At 33.2% G+C, this 20,325-nt stretch carries 16 protein-coding genes; 10 read left to right on the top strand and 6 right to left on the bottom strand.

Going from position 1 to position 20,325, the window contains the following annotated elements; translation table 11 throughout:
- Positions 1 to 6: 6 nt before the first annotated feature.
- A complete protein-coding gene (locus tag ABDW27_RS13805; RefSeq protein WP_343696436.1) occupies positions 7 to 2,433 on the top strand; it encodes an ABC transporter permease in 2,427 nt (808 codons plus the stop codon).
- Between the two features lie 64 nt (positions 2,434 to 2,497).
- Here ABDW27_RS13805 and ABDW27_RS13800 read toward each other — a convergent pair whose 3' ends face one another.
- Positions 2,498 to 4,117, bottom strand: a complete 1,620-nt coding sequence (locus tag ABDW27_RS13800; RefSeq protein ID WP_343696435.1) for a L,D-transpeptidase family protein — start codon at positions 4,115 to 4,117, stop codon at positions 2,498 to 2,500.
- A 420-nt stretch (positions 4,118 to 4,537) separates the two neighbouring features.
- Here ABDW27_RS13800 and ABDW27_RS13795 point away from each other — a divergent pair, with 420 nt between their 5' ends.
- From ABDW27_RS13795 to ABDW27_RS13780, 4 genes are all read left to right on the top strand, one after another.
- Complete coding sequence (locus ABDW27_RS13795) at positions 4,538 to 5,668, top strand: Mrp/NBP35 family ATP-binding protein (RefSeq protein WP_343696434.1); 1,131 nt, start codon at positions 4,538 to 4,540, stop codon at positions 5,666 to 5,668.
- 86 nt (positions 5,669 to 5,754) lie between these two features.
- Complete coding sequence (locus ABDW27_RS13790) at positions 5,755 to 5,994, top strand: NifU family protein (RefSeq protein WP_035646036.1); 240 nt, start codon at positions 5,755 to 5,757, stop codon at positions 5,992 to 5,994.
- Positions 5,995 to 6,210: 216 nt separating this feature from the next.
- Positions 6,211 to 6,690: a hypothetical protein gene (locus ABDW27_RS13785; RefSeq protein WP_343696433.1), complete on the top strand. Its 480-nt coding sequence runs from the start codon at positions 6,211 to 6,213 to the stop codon at positions 6,688 to 6,690.
- Between the two features lie 57 nt (positions 6,691 to 6,747).
- Positions 6,748 to 7,065, top strand: coding sequence for a 2Fe-2S iron-sulfur cluster-binding protein (locus tag ABDW27_RS13780; protein WP_012023404.1), 318 nt, complete (start codon positions 6,748 to 6,750; stop codon positions 7,063 to 7,065).
- Between the two features lie 184 nt (positions 7,066 to 7,249).
- Here ABDW27_RS13780 and ABDW27_RS13775 read toward each other — a convergent pair whose 3' ends face one another.
- The 4 genes from ABDW27_RS13775 to ABDW27_RS13760 form a co-directional block, all read right to left on the bottom strand.
- Entirely contained in the window at positions 7,250 to 8,239 is a 990-nt protein-coding gene (locus ABDW27_RS13775; RefSeq protein ID WP_343696432.1) for an aspartate-semialdehyde dehydrogenase, read from the bottom strand.
- A gap of 176 nt (positions 8,240 to 8,415) precedes the next feature.
- Positions 8,416 to 9,129: a hypothetical protein gene (locus tag ABDW27_RS13770; protein ID WP_343696431.1), complete on the bottom strand. Its 714-nt coding sequence runs from the start codon at positions 9,127 to 9,129 to the stop codon at positions 8,416 to 8,418.
- Positions 9,130 to 9,241: 112 nt separating this feature from the next.
- Positions 9,242 to 9,625 (bottom strand): large conductance mechanosensitive channel protein MscL, encoded by a 384-nt coding sequence (mscL, locus tag ABDW27_RS13765; protein ID WP_343696430.1) that lies wholly within the window; start codon positions 9,623 to 9,625, stop codon positions 9,242 to 9,244.
- 68 nt (positions 9,626 to 9,693) lie between these two features.
- A complete protein-coding gene (locus tag ABDW27_RS13760) occupies positions 9,694 to 12,162 on the bottom strand; it encodes a bifunctional UDP-N-acetylmuramoyl-tripeptide:D-alanyl-D-alanine ligase/alanine racemase (protein ID WP_343696429.1) in 2,469 nt (822 codons plus the stop codon).
- A 246-nt stretch (positions 12,163 to 12,408) separates the two neighbouring features.
- On the opposite strand from ABDW27_RS13760, the gene ABDW27_RS13755 reads away from it, so the two are divergent.
- Positions 12,409 to 13,014, top strand: coding sequence for a hypothetical protein (locus ABDW27_RS13755; protein ID WP_343696428.1), 606 nt, complete (start codon positions 12,409 to 12,411; stop codon positions 13,012 to 13,014).
- On the opposite strand, the gene ABDW27_RS13750 is transcribed toward ABDW27_RS13755, so the two are convergent.
- Positions 13,009 to 13,716: a porin family protein gene (locus tag ABDW27_RS13750; protein ID WP_343696427.1), complete on the bottom strand. Its 708-nt coding sequence runs from the start codon at positions 13,714 to 13,716 to the stop codon at positions 13,009 to 13,011. The genes ABDW27_RS13755 and ABDW27_RS13750 overlap by 6 nt on opposite strands.
- A 223-nt stretch (positions 13,717 to 13,939) precedes the next feature.
- On the opposite strand from ABDW27_RS13750, the gene ABDW27_RS13745 reads away from it, so the two are divergent.
- From ABDW27_RS13745 to ABDW27_RS13730, 4 genes are all read left to right on the top strand, one after another.
- Positions 13,940 to 14,293 (top strand): hypothetical protein, encoded by a 354-nt coding sequence (locus ABDW27_RS13745; protein ID WP_343696426.1) that lies wholly within the window; start codon positions 13,940 to 13,942, stop codon positions 14,291 to 14,293.
- 146 nt (positions 14,294 to 14,439) lie between these two features.
- Positions 14,440 to 16,647 carry a TonB-dependent receptor gene (locus ABDW27_RS13740; RefSeq protein WP_343696425.1) on the top strand — a complete coding sequence of 736 codons (2,208 nt, stop codon included), beginning with the start codon at positions 14,440 to 14,442 and terminating at the stop codon, positions 16,645 to 16,647.
- A gap of 135 nt (positions 16,648 to 16,782) precedes the next feature.
- Positions 16,783 to 18,891, top strand: coding sequence for a prolyl oligopeptidase family serine peptidase (locus tag ABDW27_RS13735; protein ID WP_343696424.1), 2,109 nt, complete (start codon positions 16,783 to 16,785; stop codon positions 18,889 to 18,891).
- A 348-nt stretch (positions 18,892 to 19,239) separates the two neighbouring features.
- Entirely contained in the window at positions 19,240 to 20,235 is a 996-nt protein-coding gene (locus ABDW27_RS13730; RefSeq protein WP_343696423.1) for a Gfo/Idh/MocA family oxidoreductase, read from the top strand.
- Positions 20,236 to 20,325 lie beyond the last annotated feature (90 nt).

Below are 20,325 nucleotides of genomic sequence, written 5' to 3'. Positions count from 1 at the left end.
TATACCATGATTTTTAACTGGTTTAAAATATTTATTTACCATTTAAGGCAGAGCAAATTGTTTTCGCTTTTGAATGTTTTAGGATTAAGCATTGGAGTTGCCAGCGTCATATTTGCCATCTTATACTGGAATAATGAGCATGCTTATGATCAATGGAATCCTGAGAAAGAAAATGTATATCAGGTTTTAAATGTAATTGGAGGAACTGGTGATACCTGGGCAACAAGTTCGATTCCGTTTGGAAATACCTGCAAAGCTGCAATTACTGAAATTGAACAGATTTGCTTTATGAACGATTGGTATAATGAGGCTGTTGTAAAATATCAGAATAAAAAACTGATCGATAAAAAGATCACGATATCTGATAATAACTTTTTTGATTTCTTTCCTTTTCCAATTATTAAAGGAGCAAAAAAAGATATTTTAAAAGAAAAAAACAGTGTAGCAATTGCCGAAGAACAAGCTAAACTGCTTTTTAATGATGAAGACCCAATAGGAAAATCGATTATATACAACGATAAGCCATACATTGTAAAATCTGTTTATCGCATTATGAGACCTTCTTCTGTTGAACCTAACTACGTTTTTGGCGGTATTATTCGCGAAGATGATATTAATAATTGGGGAAATTTCAGTTATGGCTTAAAAATTAAAATTAAAAAAGATGCTGATATTAATGTCGTTTTAAAGAAAATGCATAACGTAAATTATGTAAACAGAACTTTAAAAGATGCTAAAGAAAGCGGTCAGACTGTTGAACAGTATATTAAAGAAAACGGTGAAATTAAAATTGTTCTTGACCAGCTTAAAACTTCACGTCTGCACGGTACAAAAACTACGGGGTCTAATGCTCCGGAAGGAAAAGGAAATTTACAGCTTATTTATATCATGGTGGGTTTATCGATCTTAATTTTGGTTTTATCATTGGTAAATTATATTAACCTGGCAACGGCTTCTGCTATAAAACGTGCTAAAGAAGTAGGTGTTCGAAAAATTGTAGGTGCTTCAAAAAACCAAATTATAGGACAGTTTATATTTGAAACTGCCATAATTGTAACGCTTTCAATCTTGTTTGCCCTGGCAATTGTAGAGCTTTCTTTACCGTATTACAATACATTTTTAAGAAAAACCCTGACTATGAATGGCGGTGAATTTTACCTGCAGCTCATTTTGATTTTTGGATTAGTAATCATTCTTGCTGGTATATTCCCTGCCATTTATATCTCAAACTTTGAAACTTTAAAAGTATTAAAAGGGAATTTCTCCAGAAGTAAAAGCGGTATCTGGATTCGAAATTCGATGCTTATTTTTCAATTCGGAATTGCGGCTTTCTTTATCATTGGAGCTCTAATTGTAAATTCTCAGGTTGATTATATGATGAATAAAGATCTTGGTTTTAGCGGAAATCAGGTTATCAGAATTCCGTTTAATTATCAGGATTATGCTAAAAAAGGCGATAAATACCAGCTTACCAAACAAGAAATTCTTAAAATTCCGGGAGTTGAGGAAGTTTCTACTTTTGCAGGAACTTTTGGAAACAGTACAAATTCCAGCTCTGGTTTTACACACAATGGTGTTTTTGTTCAGCCGAGAAATGTCGAAATGGATTTTGACTTTTTGAAAATGATGAAAATTAAAATTGTTGAAGGCCGCGATTTGTCTCCAAAATTTGCTTCGGACACTATCGATAACTGGCTTATAAATGAAACGCTGGCTAAAACTTTAGGCCTTAAAAATCCAATTAATACGGTCATAACTTCGGGCTGGGGCGGCGAAAAAGGCATTATGAAATTTAAGGTTGTGGGCGTTGTAAAGGATTTTCACATTACCGGACTTCAAAATAAAGTTCCGCCAATGGTTTTCATCAACATGAAAACTTTAAAATGGAATAATTTTCAAAATGTGTATGTAAAGGTTTCTCCAAATAATTTATCTGAAACATTAGATAAACTGAAGGTATATTGGGAGAAAAACGTTAATCCGGATTATCCTTTCTTTTATGAATTTGTAAATAAAGGTTTTGCGAGAACTTATGAGGAACAAGTCAAACAAAAAGATTTGTTTTTTATCCTGAATCTGGTTGTAATCACGATTGCTATTTTCGGATTGTTTGCTTTGGCATCATTTTCGATGGAAAGAAGACTGAAAGAAATTGCGATTAGAAAAACCCTTGGTGCCGAAACGGATGTTTTATTGAAAGAATTATCAAAACAATATATTCTTTTCTGCTTTATGGGATTTGGAATTGGTATTGTTCCGGCTTATATTTTATTGCAGAAATGGCTGGAGGATTTCGCTTTCAGAATCAACATTTCACCTGTTCCGTTTACCGTTGCACTTATTTCGCTGGTAATGCTTACTCTGCTGATTGTTTTGGCAAAAGCGTATCAGGTTACTAAAATAGACGTTTTAAAATATTTAAAATACGAATAAACTTGTAGACCATTTTTTTAAAGAATCCCCGTCAGGATATGAGAATCCTGACGGGGATTTGCTTTTATTTTAAGGCAACAGCATCAGAATAAAGCAGTTTATCTAAACGTGGATCGCGGTCATAAACATCAGGATAAAAACCAATTTCGCCATCGTCGTTTACCCAGGCCGTAAAATATCCTATATAAATTGGTATTTTCTTTTTGAGCATGCAAACCGTTTCTTTTTCACCGCTCATGGCTTGATTAATTTTATCTACCGGCCAGTCTGGATTGTCTTTTAAAATTTCTAATGCCAGTTGTTTTGCATCTTTTACATTAATGCAGCCATGGCTAAAAATACGTTTTTCAAAATCAAACAAACTTTTTGCAGGCGTATCGTGCAGGTAAATATCATTTGGATTTGGAAACAAAAATTTGACTAATCCCAAAGAATTATTCGGTCCGGGTTTTTGTCTCACATTACCTCCATTCCATTCCATATTATGATCTGCGAGGTAATTTTTGTCTTCGGCCATTTTGAGTTTTAATTCATTTTTGATGATACTTGCCGGAACGTACCAATAAGGACTGAAAACAATTCGGTCGATATTGCCGCTAAAAATTACCGTTTCGGTCATTCGCGTTCCCACAAAAACATCCGAAACTAAATCATATTTTCCATTTTTTACATAAACCAATCTAAACGACGGAATATTTACCATTACATATTCATCGGCTTTTGCCAGTTTCGTCGGAATCCATCTGCAGCGTTCCATATTCAGCATAATAGTTCGAATTCTATTGCCTATTGGCTCATTCATCTGATCGATTTGTTCTTTTGTAAAAGTATAATTCAATTTAAGTCCGTAACGCTTTTTATACTTTAAAACGGCGTCCATCATTTCCTGGTCATAATATTTACTTTTAGAATCTTCTTTTAAATCGCCAACTACAAACAAACGTTCCCTAATCTGCTGGATCACTTTTCCGCTGTCTAAAGGTTTTAACTCTTTGAAATTGGCTTCATCAATTGCGATTTTTTTCCAAAGTCCGTTTTTTTCGATATTGCGGTATCTCTGTAAAACATTTTGAAGTTTATAATACTGGCTAAAGAGAAGATTTTCGTCTTTATTCAATCGGCTTGGATCTCCCATTAACGAATCTAAAATTCTATCGTACGAAATGGTCTTTGTAGGCAAAAACCATCCAATTTTTTTTAATGTTTCGGGATCGACACCAGAGTAAACATTACTTGCATAAAACACATACATGTTAGAAAGCAAAAGTTCAGTATCTATTTGTGGCAGTTTATTTGAAACATTTTCATTAAAAACATCATCGACCAAATCCATATAAGGCATTTCGGCATTTATCCCCTGTTCTTCCAACAGACTAACTTTGTGATACAATAAAGCACCAAATTCGCTTACGCTTTTATCATCATACCAAATCAATTTGTATTCTTTCTTTTTGTAAAGCTCTTCGACATCTGTTTGGTATTTCTTTAGTTTGGGATATTTTTTGTAAAAACTGCTTATAGAAGCGGCATCAAGTGTTCCTAAAACAAAATTATTTTTGGAAGCAAAAACATTTTCAAATTCCTTGATATCGTTTTTGTTTTTTAAAGTATTGCTTGTTGAATTAAAAGAAAACATTAAAAAACTACAGGCAATAATTACAGAGAGTGAAGTAAAATTTCGCATATTTTTAAAGTTTAAATTTTTATACAAAAAATCATTTTAAAAAATATCGAAAACTCATAAAGAAACTCCAAAAATAAGTTTTGATACTTTTTTGTACTATTTGGAAATCTTCGATTTAGGGAACTCAAATTTAATTAAGATAATTGACAATTCTTACATTTTATGTTATAATTTTCATACAAATCTGTACAGATTGTATTCATCAAAATAGCTTCAAAGCATGCTTTTTTACCATCTTAACCCGATTTTTATAATTTTAAAGAAAATATAGTAATCATTTTGACTAATCTCAATATCAATAAATACAATTTAAAAGAGTTTAAATCCGAACTTAATCTGTTATCTTTGCAGTCTGAAATCAGTTTAAATTAACATAGATTTATTGAACCGATTTCATTCCATACATAATAGCACAATAAAATGAAATTAGATAGAAAAGAAATTCTAAAAGCTTTAGAAACAATCACTATAGCTGGAGAAGGAAAAAATATGGTCGAAAGCGGTGCGGTTTCAAACGTACTTACTTTTGGCGACGAAGTTGTAGTTGATTTAGTATTACATACTCCGGCAATGCACATTAAAAAAAGAGCTGAAGACGATATTAAAAAAACAATTCATGATTTAATATCTGCTGATGCAAAAGTAAAAGTAAATATTAAAGTTGAAGCTCCTGAGAAAACCGAAATTAAAGGTCGTGCTATTCCGGGAATTAAAAATATTATTGCTGTAGCTTCTGGAAAAGGAGGAGTTGGTAAATCAACAGTTACTGCAAATCTTGCCGTTAAGTTGGCAAAAATGGGTTTTAAAGTTGGTGTTTTAGATGCCGATGTTTATGGGCCTTCTATGCCAATTATGTTTGATGTTGAAAACGAAAAACCGGTTTCAATAAACGTTGACGGAAAATCAAAAATGAAACCAATTGAAAGTTATGAAATCAAAATGCTTTCTATCGGATTCTTTACAGCACCAAGTCAGGCTGTAATCTGGAGAGGACCTATGGCTGCAAAAGCTTTAAATCAAATGATTTTTGATGCAGACTGGGGAGAATTAGATTTTATGCTTTTAGACCTTCCTCCGGGAACTGGCGATATTCACCTTTCAATCATGCAGTCTTTACCAATTACAGGAGCTGTTGTAGTAAGTACTCCGCAGGCCGTGGCTCTTGCCGATGCTAAAAAAGGAGTTTCGATGTTTATGCAGGATAACATTAATGTTCCTGTTTTAGGAATTATCGAAAACATGGCTTACTTTACACCAGAAGAACTGCCAAATAATAAGTATTATATCTTTGGACAAGAAGGTGCTAAAAACCTTGCACAAGATTTAAATGTTCCGTTTTTAGGAGAAGTTCCAATTGTACAGTCTATTCGTGAAGCTGGAGATTACGGACGTCCGGCTGCTCTACAGACAGCATCGCCAATTGAAGCTGTTTTTGAAGAAATCACAAGAAATGTAGTGCAGGAAACAGTAAACAGAAATGAAAGCCTTCCTGCAACTGAAGCTATTAAAATTACAACAATGGCAGGCTGCTCTGCAGTAAAAAAGAATTAATTAGGATAATTGAGATAATGTGATAATGAGATAATTTTTTTAAAGTTTTCTAATTGGCACATTTTCTAATTGACACATTAAATATTATGACAACAGAAGAATTAACAAACAATGTTTTATTGGCCTTAGACGAAATCAGGCCTTTCTTGAAGTCTGATGGCGGAGATATTACATTAGTCTCTATCGACGAGGATAAACACGTAAAAGTGCGTCTTGAAGGAGCTTGTATTAGCTGCAGCGTTAATCAGATGACACTTAAAGCAGGTGTTGAAACAACTATAAAAAAATATGCACCGCAAATCGAAACTGTGGTGAATATAATGTAACAAAATTTGGCTTTTATCCTGTCATTTTGATTCATTAGAATTAACAAGAATAATAGACCTATACGCAATAACATTTATAAAAATTCAATAAACCTATTGTAATTTTATAGTTTTTTGAAGATTTGATAAAAAACAATATAAAGTTTTAAGAGTTTTAGTTGAGTAATTGTTACATTTTTAACTTAAATTTGTAACATAACCCTAAAATCTTAATTTATGAAGAACTTTTACGCTCTATTTTTATTATTGTTTTTTGCGACTGCAAATTATGCGCAAAATAAAACAGTTGTTGTTGACAAAGCCTGGATAAGCGAAGCCGAAGAATGGTCAGATTTTACATACTCAGGAAAAATTGTATTTTCAATTAACCCTAATGATGTACCTGGTACTCTAACTATAGGAAACTATGATTTCTTATATGATTTTGTTGATGGAAAAGGAAAATTTGCCAACAAAACAACATACAGTTCAGCTCAATTTATGAACCCTAGAAAGGTTTCTGTAACAACAGACAAACAAGGAGTTTTAAACTCTACTTACGAGGGAACATTAATTTTTCAATCAGACAGAGATTATTATTCTGTAGTTGCAGTTGTTACCATTCTTGAAAAAAATGATTACGTTTTGGGTGTAAAAATGCGTCTTAAAGAAAGTAACGGAAAAGAATACGCATTTAGCACTAAACCTACAAGTTAGTATAAATACAGGATTTTTTCACGTTATAAAATCCTGACAATAAAATTCCAATAATAAATGGATGTATTAATAAAGATTAAAGATCGAGAAGGAGTTATACACGAGTTACAAGCTCCGACTGATATGGCAATGAATATAATGGAGTTATGCAAAGCATACGAACTTCCTGTTGAGGGAACCTGCGGAGGAATGGCAATGTGCGCTTCCTGCCAGTGTTATGTTCTTAATGATGTTGCATTACCAGAAATGGGAGATGAAGAAGAAGCTATGCTTTCGGAAGCGTTTTATGTTAAATCTAACAGCCGTTTAGGTTGTCAGATCCCAATTACTGAAGAATTAGAAGGACTAGAATTAGAACTGGCTCCGGAATATTAAAAATAAAAAAAGCGAGAATCAAATGGTTCTCGCTTTTTTTATGCCTTTTACTTAATCAAACCCGACAGGTTTTAGAAACCTGTCGGGTTTCTATTATCTATACATAAAAAAGGTATCAAAAAAACCGTAATTACCTTACTGGAATTACGGTTTCTTCTTTATAACAATTTTCTTTAATCTCTAATTATACCAAACCAGCCTGAATTAAATATTCTGCGATTTGAATTGTGTTTGTTGCAGCACCTTTTCTTAAGTTATCAGCAACGATCCACATGTTTAATGTATTTGGCTGGCTTTCGTCGCGACGAATTCTTCCAACAAAAACATCATTTTTACCTTCAGCATATAACGGCATTGGGTAAGTAAATGTGTCTAAGTTATCCTGTACCACTACTCCATCAGTATTGTGAAGAATTTCGCGAACTTCGTTCACATCAAAATCATTTGTAAACTCGACATTTACCGCTTCGCTATGCCCACCTACAACTGGTACACGAACTGCAGTAGCTGTAACTCTGATAGTGTTATCACCAAGAATTTTTTGAGTTTCACGAACTAATTTCATTTCTTCTTTAGTATATCCATTTTCTTCAAAGCTATCACAGTGTGGAATTGCATTTCTGTGAATTGGATACTTGTAAGCCATATCACCCTGAATTCCTGCGTATTCGTTTTCTAATTGTTTTACTGCTTTTACACCAGTTCCAGTGATCGATTGGTAAGTAGAAACAATGATTCTTTTGATGTTATATTTTTTATGCAAAGGCGCCAAAGTCATTACCATTTGAATAGTAGAACAGTTTGGGTTTGCAATAATTTTGTCTTCTTTTGTTAATACAGAAGCATTGATTTCAGGAACTACTAATTTCTTAGTTGGGTCCATTCTCCATGCTGATGAATTGTCGATTACAGTTGTTCCGGCAGCAGCAAATTTTGGAGCCCATTCTAATGATGTATCACCTCCGGCAGAGAAAACTGCAATATCAGCTTTCATATCTACAGCAGTTTGCAATCCTACAACTTTATATTTGGTTCCTTTGTATTCGATTTCTTTTCCTACTGATCTTTCAGACGCAACAGGAATTAATTCTGTAACAGGAAAATTTCTTTCTGCTAAAACTTTAAGCATTACTTCGCCAACCATTCCGGTAGCACCTACAACTGCAATTCTCATTATTTATATTTTTAAATATCTATTATTCTAAATTTTACATTGCAAAAGTAGTTATAATGTAAATGAAAACAATGTGATTCACAAAAAATAACAAAATGTTATATTTTAAACAAAGTGTTTCGTTTAATTTCAAGATTTACCTTAATCACAACCCGTAATTAATTACTAAACAACTACTAAGAATAAAAAATCACGATTCCATCCTTAATGTTTTCAATTTTCTTACTTAATTCTACAGCATTAAATAATATAGATTCACTATTATTCATCAACCTTTCGTCTTTCATTGCAGAATCGAAATGACTTTCTACAACATTATTCAATAACTCGTTTTTTTCAAGATTTTCAATAGTAACAATTAGTTCATTTTTTTCATCAAGATTATCACATTCAATAAGTTGTATTTTACTATGTAGAAGCATAATATATTCGAGTTCTCGTATAAACTCATCTCTTTCTAAATTCATCCTATCTCTTTCATCATAATTCCAACTTGAATAATCTAATGATTCTGAATCACCAAGACTTATAAGAAAAAGACTTGCACAGCCATGTGATATATCATGTATTAATTCGAAACCAAATTCATGCATTTTTTTTACGAATCTCTCATCTTCTGGATTATACCCTTGCCTGTAGCCAATAGATACTTCATAAATATAGTTTTTAACATCACTTAATTCGTCTCTATTCAATAATAACGTATCCTCTTTAACTTTCTGAATTATAATACTTGCATCAGTTGCGGAATATGTATTCCCTTCTTTAATGTTTTTCTCAATCAAATAGTTTCTGAAAAAAGTATACTTATCTTCTTCTTTTTCTAGCTCAATAAACTTGGCCGTTAAAATATCTCTTTTTAAAAGATAAAAATCTACATAGCACCCCATAAATTAATTTATAAATTAGTTCTTATTTTTTCTGATCTAAAAGAAAACAAATTAAAAAAACCGCCTCAATCAAGAAGCGGTTTAGTTAGACTTAGTGTAGCGGTATTATATTTTATTGTTTATTTTTTAATAGATCTCTAATTTGAGTAAGCAGTTCTTCCTGAGTTGGTGCTGCTGGTTGATTTGGAGCTGGTTCTTCTTTCTTTTTAAGACTGTTTAATGCTTTAATTATCAAAAACAAAACAAAGGCAACAATAATAAAGTTAATTACTGCCGAAAGAAACAGACCATATTTAACTCCACCAAAAGCTGTTAAATCCTCAATTTTAGATAAATGAGCCGCGTCTAAAGCAGGTTTTAATACTAAAGGAGTAATTACGTCTTCAATGAATGAACTTACAATTTTACCAAAAGCAGCTCCAATAATTACTGCAACAGCAAGGTCAACTACATTGCCTTTCATTGCAAATGCCTTAAATTCTGAAAAAAATCCCATATCTGATTTGTTTAATTTTACAATAATTGAATATCGAAAATACGCAATTTTATTGGAAATTCTTAGAATTATCTAAAAAATACCCTTTTCACGCGTTGCGAAATACTCGTCATGATTTCATACGGAATGGTTCTTAAAGCTTCTGCCATTTCGATAACGGTTGGGCTTTCGCCGAAAATAATTACCGAATCGCCTTCTTTGCAGTCAATATGACTTACGTCAACCATCAGCATGTCCATACAAACGCTTCCTACTATGTAGGCTTTTTGATTTTTAATGGTTACAAACCCAACCTGATTTCCCCATAATCTCGAAATTCCGTCAGCATAACCAATTGGAATTGTGGCAATTTTGGTTTCTTTTTCTGCCATGAAACGACGTCCGTAACCTACGCTGTCGCCACTTGGAATGGTACGAACCTGTGAAATAATCGATTTCAGAGTTCCTACATTTTCCAAATATTTTTGTTCTGAAGGATCATTAGAAACTCCGTATAAACCAATTCCTAAACGAACCATATTGTATTGTGCGCTCGGAAAATTGCTGATTCCGGAAGTATTCAAAATATGACGAATTGGGTTTATGTTTAATTCTGTCATTAATTTTGACGATAATTTTTCGAATAAATTAATCTGCTTAATGACGAAATCGTAATGATTCATATCGTCGCTGGTTGCCAAATGCGATAAAATACTCTGAACTTTTACCGTTGAATTTCCTTTTAAAGTGGCAATTAATTCGTTGATCGTATTGTCTTCAAAACCTAAGCGATGCATTCCTGTATCGAGTTTTATATGAATAGGAAAATCTTTCAGATTCTTTTCTCTCGCAATTTTTAAAAAAGCATTTAACCCTTTTATGCTGTAAATTTCAGGCTCCAGTTTGTATTGAATTATCGAAGGAAAACTGGTCGATTCCGGATTCAAAACCATAATAGGCAATTTAATTCCGCCATTTTTCAGCGAAATTCCTTCATCGGCGAAAGCCACACCTAAATAATTTACTTTATTGTGCTCGAGTAATTTTGCAATTTCGAGTCCGCCGTTTCCATAACCAAAAGCCTTCACCATAACCATGATTTTTACATCATCGGCCAATTTTGATTTGAAGTAATTTAAGTTATGATTTATAGCGTCAAGATTGATTTCGAGAACGGTTTCATGTGTTTTTTCTTCGAGCAGAGAAACAATTTCTTCAAACTGAAATGATCGGGCTCCTTTTATTAAAATAGTTTCGTTATTGAAATTCAGGTTTTCAATTTCAGCAATAAATTCGGCCGTATTTTTAAACATCACACTGTTTGGAAATTTATATGCAAAAGATGAAATTGTGTTTCCAATTCCAATAATTCTATTGATTTTATTATCTGAAATTAACTGAGCAACTTTTGAATACAACTCTTCATTCGAAAATCCGCTTTGAAAAATATCCGATAAAATAACCGTTTTAGAAGCGTTCTTTTTTTGGCTTTCCAAGAAGTCTAAAGCAATTTTCAATGATTGAAAATCGGAACTGTAACTATCGTCAATTAAACTGCAATTATGGATTCCGTTTTTAACTTCCAGGCGCATTTCTACCGGATAAAGCAATTTTACGCGATTTTGAATAACTTCAAAATCATAATTAAAACGCAGTAAAACCAGTAAACATGAAATGGTATTTTCGATAGAAGCCGAATCACTAAAAGGAATTTCAAGATTGAAAACTTCGTCTTTATATTGATATTTTATTGTTGTTGAATCGTTTTTGATTTCTTTATTCAAAATAAAAACATCGGCAGAAGCATCGATAAAACTCCATGAAAATAAAGTTCTGTTTTCTAGTTTATATTCGGCAGAAAAATCCAAAAGACATTTATCTACCAATTCATTTTTCTGATAAATAATTACGTTTGACTTTTTGAAAAGCAATAATTTTTCTTTGATTTTCTGTTCCGGATTTTCAAAACCTTCATCGTGCGCAGAACCAATACTGGTTAAAACACCAATATTAGGTTTAATGATTTTTTCGAGATTAATCATTTCGTTTACCGTCGAAATTCCGGCTTCGAAAATTCCTAAATTATGTTTTTCGTTTATAGCAATAACCGAAAGCGGAACACCAACCTGAGAATTATAACTTTTTGGGCTTCGGATAATATTATAATCCGGGCTTAAAAGAAAATTGAGCCATTCTTTTACGATGGTTTTTCCATTACTTCCCGTTAAACCAATTATAGGAAAATCGAATAAATCGCGGTAATAACCCGCAAGTTCCTGAAGTGCTTTGAGCGTATTTTTTACAACAAAAAAATTGGCTTTTCCTTTTACATTTTCAGGAATATACTGTACAACAAAATTCTGAACGCCTTTTTCTATCAATTCTGAAATGTACAAATGAGCATCGTTATTAACTCCAGAAAGAGCAATAAACAATGTTTTTGATCCGTTTTGTAATGAACGGCTGTCAATCGAAATATGATCAACAAAAATATCAGTATCAGGACCTATCCATTCGGCGTTAAAAACTGGGATGAGGCTTTTTAAATTTATGCTCATTTAGAAATTTCTTTTTGTCAAATTTAAAAAAAGGTTTGCCACGAATTTCCCAAATTTTCACTAATTATTCTGTTTTCTGATTTTAAAATTAGAGCCACAGATTAAAAGATTCTCACAGATTATAAAATCATTTTAATCCTTTAATCTGTGGTAAAAAATTATTATAAAAATTTGTGAAAGTTTGCGTAATTCATGGCAAAAAACATTAATTCATTATATTTGTTCAATACCACAAAATAAAGCGTTTTGAAAAAAATACTTCCCTTATTCTCCTATATACTTCATCCGATTTTTATATCGATGTATGCTGCCTTATTTTACCTTTATTGTAAAGATGATATTTTTACAACACAGGAAAAATACTTTGTTTTATTTCAAATACTAGTCATTACAATTATTGTCCCGGTATTGTTTTTTATGCTTTTACGCTCAACCGGACATGTAAAATCGATGATGCTTCCGGAAATTTCACAACGCAGGATTCCGCTTGTTCTTCAATGCTTTTTATACATTTTATTGGTTAAAAGAAGTATTGTAATCACGCGTTATCCCGAGCTTCATTTCTTTTTTCTCGGTGCTTTGTTCAGTACCATTTTAGCTTTGGTTTGTTCGCTTTTTAAAATCAAAGCAAGTCTGCATATGACTGCCATAACCGGATTCGCCATTTTTGCTGTTGGCTTAAATCTTCATTTACAAATGCATAATCCGTATTGGGGCGCGCTCGTGATTTTATTATCCGGAATTGTGGCTTCATCAAGATTAGAAATGAATGCACATACTCCTAAAGAATTACTTATCGGGTTATTAATTGGCGTTTTGCCTCAGGTTTTGTTTTTGTATTTGTGGCTATAAAATGTAGAATATTAAGCCTGCATTCAGCGTTTTCATGGTAATTTTTTCTCCACTTAAAGTGGTGATGTTGTCTTTAAATAACGGACTCAATCCATAATACAAATAAACATTCCAGGTGTTGTATCCCGCTGAAAGATAAGGGCCGTATTGAAATTTATTGATAGCATCGTTATTGTTTATTCTGTAAGTGTTAACACCATCGTCTAAAATTGAGCTGTTTGAGAATACATAACTTAGTTTAAAACCTGCATAAATTCTCCAGAATTTGGTGCTTTCATAAGTCGAATTTCGCCATCTAAATTCAATAGGAAGATCAACAGAATATTGTCTGTATCTGTTTGAGGCAATGTCGCCCGCATCCACAACATTATACACTAAAGCGCCAGATGCATCTTTTGAAATGGCAAAATTTTGATAATAGTTTTGATAACTCAATCCTAAACCTGCTGCAATAGAAACTGTTCTGGTTTTGTTTACCGGCATATCGCGCAGGAAACCTCCTGAAAGTCCCAAAGAAAATTTATTCTGTCTGAATTTTTGCGGAATATCGGTAAACATATTATACGTCACCGAAAAATAGAACTGATCTTCTCTATACAAAGAATCTATTTTAACTATAGGTTTTATTTCTGCTTTTACATCTTCCTGCGAAAAAGCATTAAAAAATGAAACTAAAAACAAACAGCTAAAAAGTAATCGCATAGATTTTTTGGTTTTAAAAAGAGGTTTTATAAAATAAACGTTCTCCAGAATTATTTATTTTACTTACAAATATAATATAATGCCAGTTCAGGACATGATTAGAAAGCAATTATTCTATTTTTGATGATGAATAAAACTATTTGCTGAACTTTTTTCAAACAATTTACATTAGAATTAAAAAAATGAATTTGTATTTACATGATCTTTTATACCTTTGTCATGTATGAAGAAAAAACAGCTCATATTAAGTTTATCATTTGCTTTAACGGTATTGTTCTCAATATTGTTTCAGTCGATACACAGTTATGAGCATATTGTAAAACAGCTTTCAGAAAAACAATGTCACCACGATTATAATGATCCGAGCGGTGAAATAACGCATCAGCACCATAATTACGATGTTTGTTTTGTTTGTAACTTCGCCTTTGGAAGTTACATTGCGCCAGAAAGTTTTTCTTTTGAGTTTCATTCTTTCAACAGCGAAATAGCTTATTTCTTTCCGCTTTCAGAAAAGATTTTCTCCATTTCAAAAACTTCGTATTTACTGCGAGGTCCTCCGGCTGCTTTAGTTTCTTAAAAAATCTAAAACCTTTTTTTAAATCTAAATTCAAAATTTACTTTGAGTTTCCTAATCCTATTTTATAAATCAGGATTAGAATGCTTTATGTTAATTTAATTTTCATTTAAAAAGAAAAATCAATTTAACTATAGCACATTTTTCAAATGAAAAAATTCATAATTACCCTTATTTTAGGGGTTTCGGGTATGCTTTCTGCCCAAAATTCAGTTTCGGGAACTGTAACCGATAATCAAAACCAGCCATTACCAGGCGTTTCTGTATATGCGCCAGAACTTCATAAAGGAACAACAACAGATGCAAACGGAAAATACGAATTAAATAATCTTCCAAACGGAAATCTGCGTCTGTCTTTTTCTTATGTTGGATATGCTACTCAAAATAAAACAATCGCCAAACTTGTAAAACAAAATACAATTGATGTTACGCTCGAAGAATCGATTTTAGAAATGGATGAAGTTGTGGTTTCTACGCCTTTTAACAAATTACAATCGCAAAACGTAATGAAAATCGAGCATGAAAGCATTAAAACTTTACAGCAAAAAGGAACCTCAACTTTAATTGAAGGTTTGGCGACAATTCCCGGAGTAGCGCAGATTTCAACCGGAACTTCTATTGGGAAACCGGTAATTCGAGGACTTAGCGGAAATCGTGTTTTGGTTTATTCTCAAGGTGTTCGTATCGAAAATCAGCAGTTTGGAGATGAACACGGTTTAGGTTTAAATGATGCCGGAATTGAAAGTGTTGAAGTTATTAAAGGCCCGGCATCGCTATTGTACGGTTCTGATGCTTTAGGTGGAGTTTTATACTTTAATCCTGAAAAATTTGCTGATGCCGGTACTTTCAAAGCTAATTTCAGCCAAAAATATTTTACAAATACAGAAGGAAGCAACTCTTCTATTGGGTTAAAAACTTCTACAGATAACTGGAAATTCTTAGCTCGCGGAAGTTACAATACACATTCTGATTATAAAATTTCCGGCGGCGACCGCGTAACGAATTCGCGTTATAATGAAACCGACTTTAAAACCGGAATTGGTTACAGCAACTCAAGTTTTTCAAGTGTTTTAAGATACAATTACAACAAACTTGATATCGGAATTCCAGAAGATGGAATTGCTGAACAATCTTCTAGTAAAGATACACAGTTTCCGAGACAGGGAATTTTCAACCATTTGTTGAGTTTAAACAATGTTATCTTTTTTGAAAATTCAAAATTAGATGTTGATTTAGGTTATATTTCTAATGACAGAAGTGAATTTGAAGACAGCAACGAAGCTTCTCTTCACATGAAACTGAATACTCTGAATTATAATTTGAAATACCATTTCCCTAAATTCGGAAAAATCGAAACTATTTTAGGTGTTCAGGGAATGCATCAGACAAATAAAAATTCTGGTGAAGAATATTTAATTCCGGATGCTACAACGAATGATTTTGGTGTTTTTGGAACTGCCAATTACGAATGGAACAACAACGTTTTACAAGCCGGATTGCGTTTTGATAACAGAAATATCACTTCAGACGCTCACGGAACTGAAGGTGAAGAAGGCTATTTTCAGGCTCTCGACCGATCTTTTGACAGTTTTAATGCTTCTTTAGGATATAAAACAAAACTGGCTGAACCGTTAACACTTCGTTTAAATGTTGCTACAGGATTTAGAGCGCCAAACTTAGCCGAATTGACTTCAAACGGCGTTCACGAAGGAACAAATCGTTATGAAATAGGAAATGCTGATTTAAAAACGGAACAAAATGTTCAGACAGATTTAAACTTAGAATATAAAAATTCTCATTTTGAGTTTTTCGTTAACGGATTTTATAATCACGTAAACAATTATATCTACACTTCGCCAACGGGAGAAGTTCGTGATGACAATGATGTTTTTGCTTATGTTCAGGATAATGCCAAATTATATGGTGGTGAAGTTGGATTACACTTTCATCCGCATCCTTTAGACTGGCTGCATTTTGAAACTAGTTTTGAAACTGTAACAGGTAAAAAAGACAATGATGATTATTTACCGTTAATTCCTGCAAACAACTGGAATAACACCTTGAGAACTGAATTTAATATCAAAGACTGGTTAAGCGAAGGTTTTGCTTCTTTGAATGTTTCATCTACTTTCAGTCAGGATAATGTAAGTGGTTTCGAAACGGCTTCTAAAGGTTATACTTTAGTGAATTTAGGTTTTGGAGGAACGGTAAAACTAGGAAAAACTGCTTTTGATGTTAATCTGAACGGAAACAATTTATTCGACAAAAAATACATTGCACACCTTTCCAGATTGAAAACAGACGGAATCCCAAATATTGGAAGAAACATCGTTCTGGGCGTTAATTTCAATCTGTAACATTTTTTAAACCATATAAGTTATATAAGTTCATTTAATTTTAAGCCTGCTTACATTTACTTATATAACTTATATGGTTTAAATTATTTTCACAACAAAAAGTGCTATTTTTGTTACAACTGTTAATCAAAAACTATGAAAAAAACCTTTCTAATAATGGCTATTACAACTGCAGGAATTTCATTTGCGCAAAATAAAATACAATATCCGGAAACTAAAAAAGGAGAAACTGTCGATGTATATTTTGACACAAAAGTAAGCGATCCGTATCGTTGGCTGGAAGATGATAAATCTGCAGAAACTGGCGCTTGGGTGAAAGCTGAAAATGAAGTAACGTATGGATATTTAGATAAAATTCCGTTTCGTGAAGAGCTTAAAAAACGAATGGAAAAACTTTGGAATTACGAAAAAATTGGAGCTCCGTCTAAAGAAGGAAAATATACTTATTATTCTAAAAATAACGGACTTCAAAATCAATCTGTCGTTTATCGAAAAGACCAAAATGGCAAAGAAGAGGTTTTTCTTGATCCGAATACTTTTTCAAAAGACGGAACGACTTCTCTGGGTGGCTTAGAATTTTCTAAAGATGGGAACAAAGCCGCTTATTCGATTTCTGAAGGCGGAAGCGACTGGAGAAAAGTGATTATTATTGATGCTTTGTCTAAAAAAATTTTAGAAGATACTTTGGTTGATGTAAAATTCAGCGGTGTTTCATGGCTTGGAAATGAAGGTTTTTATTATTCAAGTTATGATAAACCAAAAGGAAGCGAGCTTTCTGCCAAAACAGATCAGCACAAATTGTACTTTCATAAGTTAGGAACTTCTCAAAAAGAAGATAAAGTAATTTTTGGTGCCGATCAAAAAAGAAGATATGTTGGCGGTTATGTTACCGAAGACAATCATTATCTGGTCATTACAGCAGCAAATTCTACTTACGGAAACGAGCTTTATATTCAAGATCTAAAAACACCAAACAGTCCGATTATTACAATTGTAGATAATTTTAATACTGATAATTCGATTATAGAAAACGAAGGCACAAAATTATTTATACATACCGATTATAATGCTCCAAACGGTCGTGTAGTTTCTGTAGATTTCAGCAATCCAAAACCAGAAAACTGGAAAGATTTTATTAAAGAAACTGAGAATGTTTTATCTCCGTCTACAGGCGGTGGTTATTTCTTTGCAAATTATACAAAAGATGCTGTTTCATTAGTTTTACAATACGATTACAGCGGAAAATTAGTTCGTGAAATTAAACTTCCTGCGGTTGGAACTGCTGGAGGATTTGGTGCAAAAAAAGAAGAAAAGATTTTATACTACAGCTTTACAAACTATACTACACCAGGAACAATTTTTTCTTTTGAACCAAAATCTGGAAAATCAGAAATTTATCAAAAACCTAAAGTGGATTTCAAAAGTGAAGATTACGAGTCTAAACAAGTTTTCTATACTTCAAAAGACGGCACAAAAGTTCCGATGATTATTACGTACAAAAAAGGAATAAAATTAGACGGGAAAAACCCAACGATTCTTTACGGTTACGGCGGATTTAATATCAGTTTGACGCCTGCTTTCAGTATTTCAAATGCGGTTTGGATGGAAAACGGAGGCGTTTATGCCGTTGCCAATTTAAGAGGAGGCGGTGAATACGGTAAAAAATGGCACGATGCGGGAACAAAACTTCAAAAACAAAATGTATTTGATGACTTTATCGCTGCTGCAGAATATCTAATTGCTCAAAAATATACTTCATCTGATTATTTAGCGATTCGCGGAGGATCAAACGGAGGTTTATTAGTAGGCGCAACAATGACGCAGCGCCCTGATTTGATGAAAGTTGCATTACCGGCAGTTGGTGTTATGGACATGCTTCGTTATCACACTTTTACAGCTGGTGCAGGTTGGGCGTACGATTACGGAACAGCTCAGGACAGCAAGGAAATGTTTGAATATTTAAAAGGATATTCTCCTGTTCAAAACGTTAAAAGCGGCACTAAATATCCGGCAACAATGGTAACGACCGGAGATCATGACGATCGTGTTGTTCCGGCGCATAGTTTTAAATTTGCAGCTGAATTACAAGATAAACAAGCGGGAGAAAATCCGATTTTAATTAGAATTGATGTAAAAGCGGGGCACGGCGCAGGAAAATCTGTTGCGGCTACAATTCAGGAAAATGTAGATATTCAGGCTTTCACGCTTTATAATATGGGTTTTAAAGCTTTACCTAAGAAATAAGACTTTTAAACTTAATTTTTTAGCCACGAATTCACGAATTAATTTTGTGAATATCGTGGCTTTTTTTGTTTCACGCAGATTTTGCAGATTTAAGCAGATATAAGTTGATTTAATTTTAAAAAAAAATCTGCGTTCATCAGCTTAAATCCTTTTTAAATCTGCGTGAAATTAATTCGTGGCTAACTTTTTTGCTCAATATTTTTCTCACGCAGATTTAGCAGATAGGCAGATTTTTTTTTTACTATGAATCTGCAAAATCCGCTAAATCTGCGGGAGAAATAAATTCGTGGAAATTAGTGCAATTCGTGGCAAACCTTTTTTAAATTTGAGAAACTTAAAACTTAAACCATGAAAATTATAAAATGGGGAATTATTGGCTGCGGAAATGTAACCGAAGTAAAAAGCGGTCCAGCTTTGCAGAAAGCGCCAAATTCGGCTTTAGTTGCTGTTATGCGACGAGATGCAAAACTTGCCGAAGATTACGCCAAACGTCATAATGTTCCGAAATGGTATTCGGATGCGGAAGATTTAATAAATGATCCCGAAGTTGATGCTGTTTATATTGCTACTCCGCCTTCTTCTCATAAAGAATATACCATTTTGTGTGCTAAAGCTGGAAAGCCTGTTTATGTAGAAAAACCTATGGCTTTGACTTTTGAAGAATGCAACGAAATGATCAGCGCATGCAAAGAACATAATGTTCCTTTGTTTATTGCTTATTATAGAAGAGGTTTGCCACGTTTTTTAAAAATAAAAGAAATTATTGACCAAGGAAAACTTGGAACTATAAGACATGTAAATTGCGTTTTATACCATCCGTTTGAAGCACGCTACGACGACGAAATTAATCTTCCATGGACGGTTTTACCGCATATATCAGGCGGTGGAATTTTTGTTGATTTAGCCTGCCATACTTTAGATTTTCTGGATTTTGTTTTAGGTCCGATAAAATCCGTTCGCGGACATGCAACTTCACAGCTTATGGCTTATCCTGCCGAAGATTCGGTTTCAATGTCATTTTTATTCGAAAACGGAATCCATGGTTCGGGAATTTGGAATTTTGCCAGCTTTGAGCGCTATGATAATACCGAAATTGTAGGTGATAAAGGAAAAATCTCGTTTTCGACTTTTGGAAATGATCCAATTCATATTCAATATACTAATGGAGAAAAGGAAAGTATTACAATTGAGAATCCACTTCATATTCAGCAGCCATTTATTGAAACTGTTATTGCCGAACTTTTAGGTAAAGAAGGTGCTTCTCCATCAAAAGGAGTTTCAGGAGCGAGAACGACCTGGGTTATTGATGAAGTTTTGAAAGAGTTTAGAAATTCTAAATCTTAATATTTCAATTGCCTCCAGCTTTAGCTGGAGTATAAAATCAAAAAATATTCAAGGCTTTAGCCGAACGAATGATTGTTTGGCTAAAACCTT

It is taken from the genome of Flavobacterium sp., assembly GCF_039595935.1.
Classification (GTDB): domain Bacteria; phylum Bacteroidota; class Bacteroidia; order Flavobacteriales; family Flavobacteriaceae; genus Flavobacterium.
The sequence above is the reverse complement of the archived record's forward strand: the minus strand, read 5'-3'. Positions and strand labels throughout refer to the sequence as shown.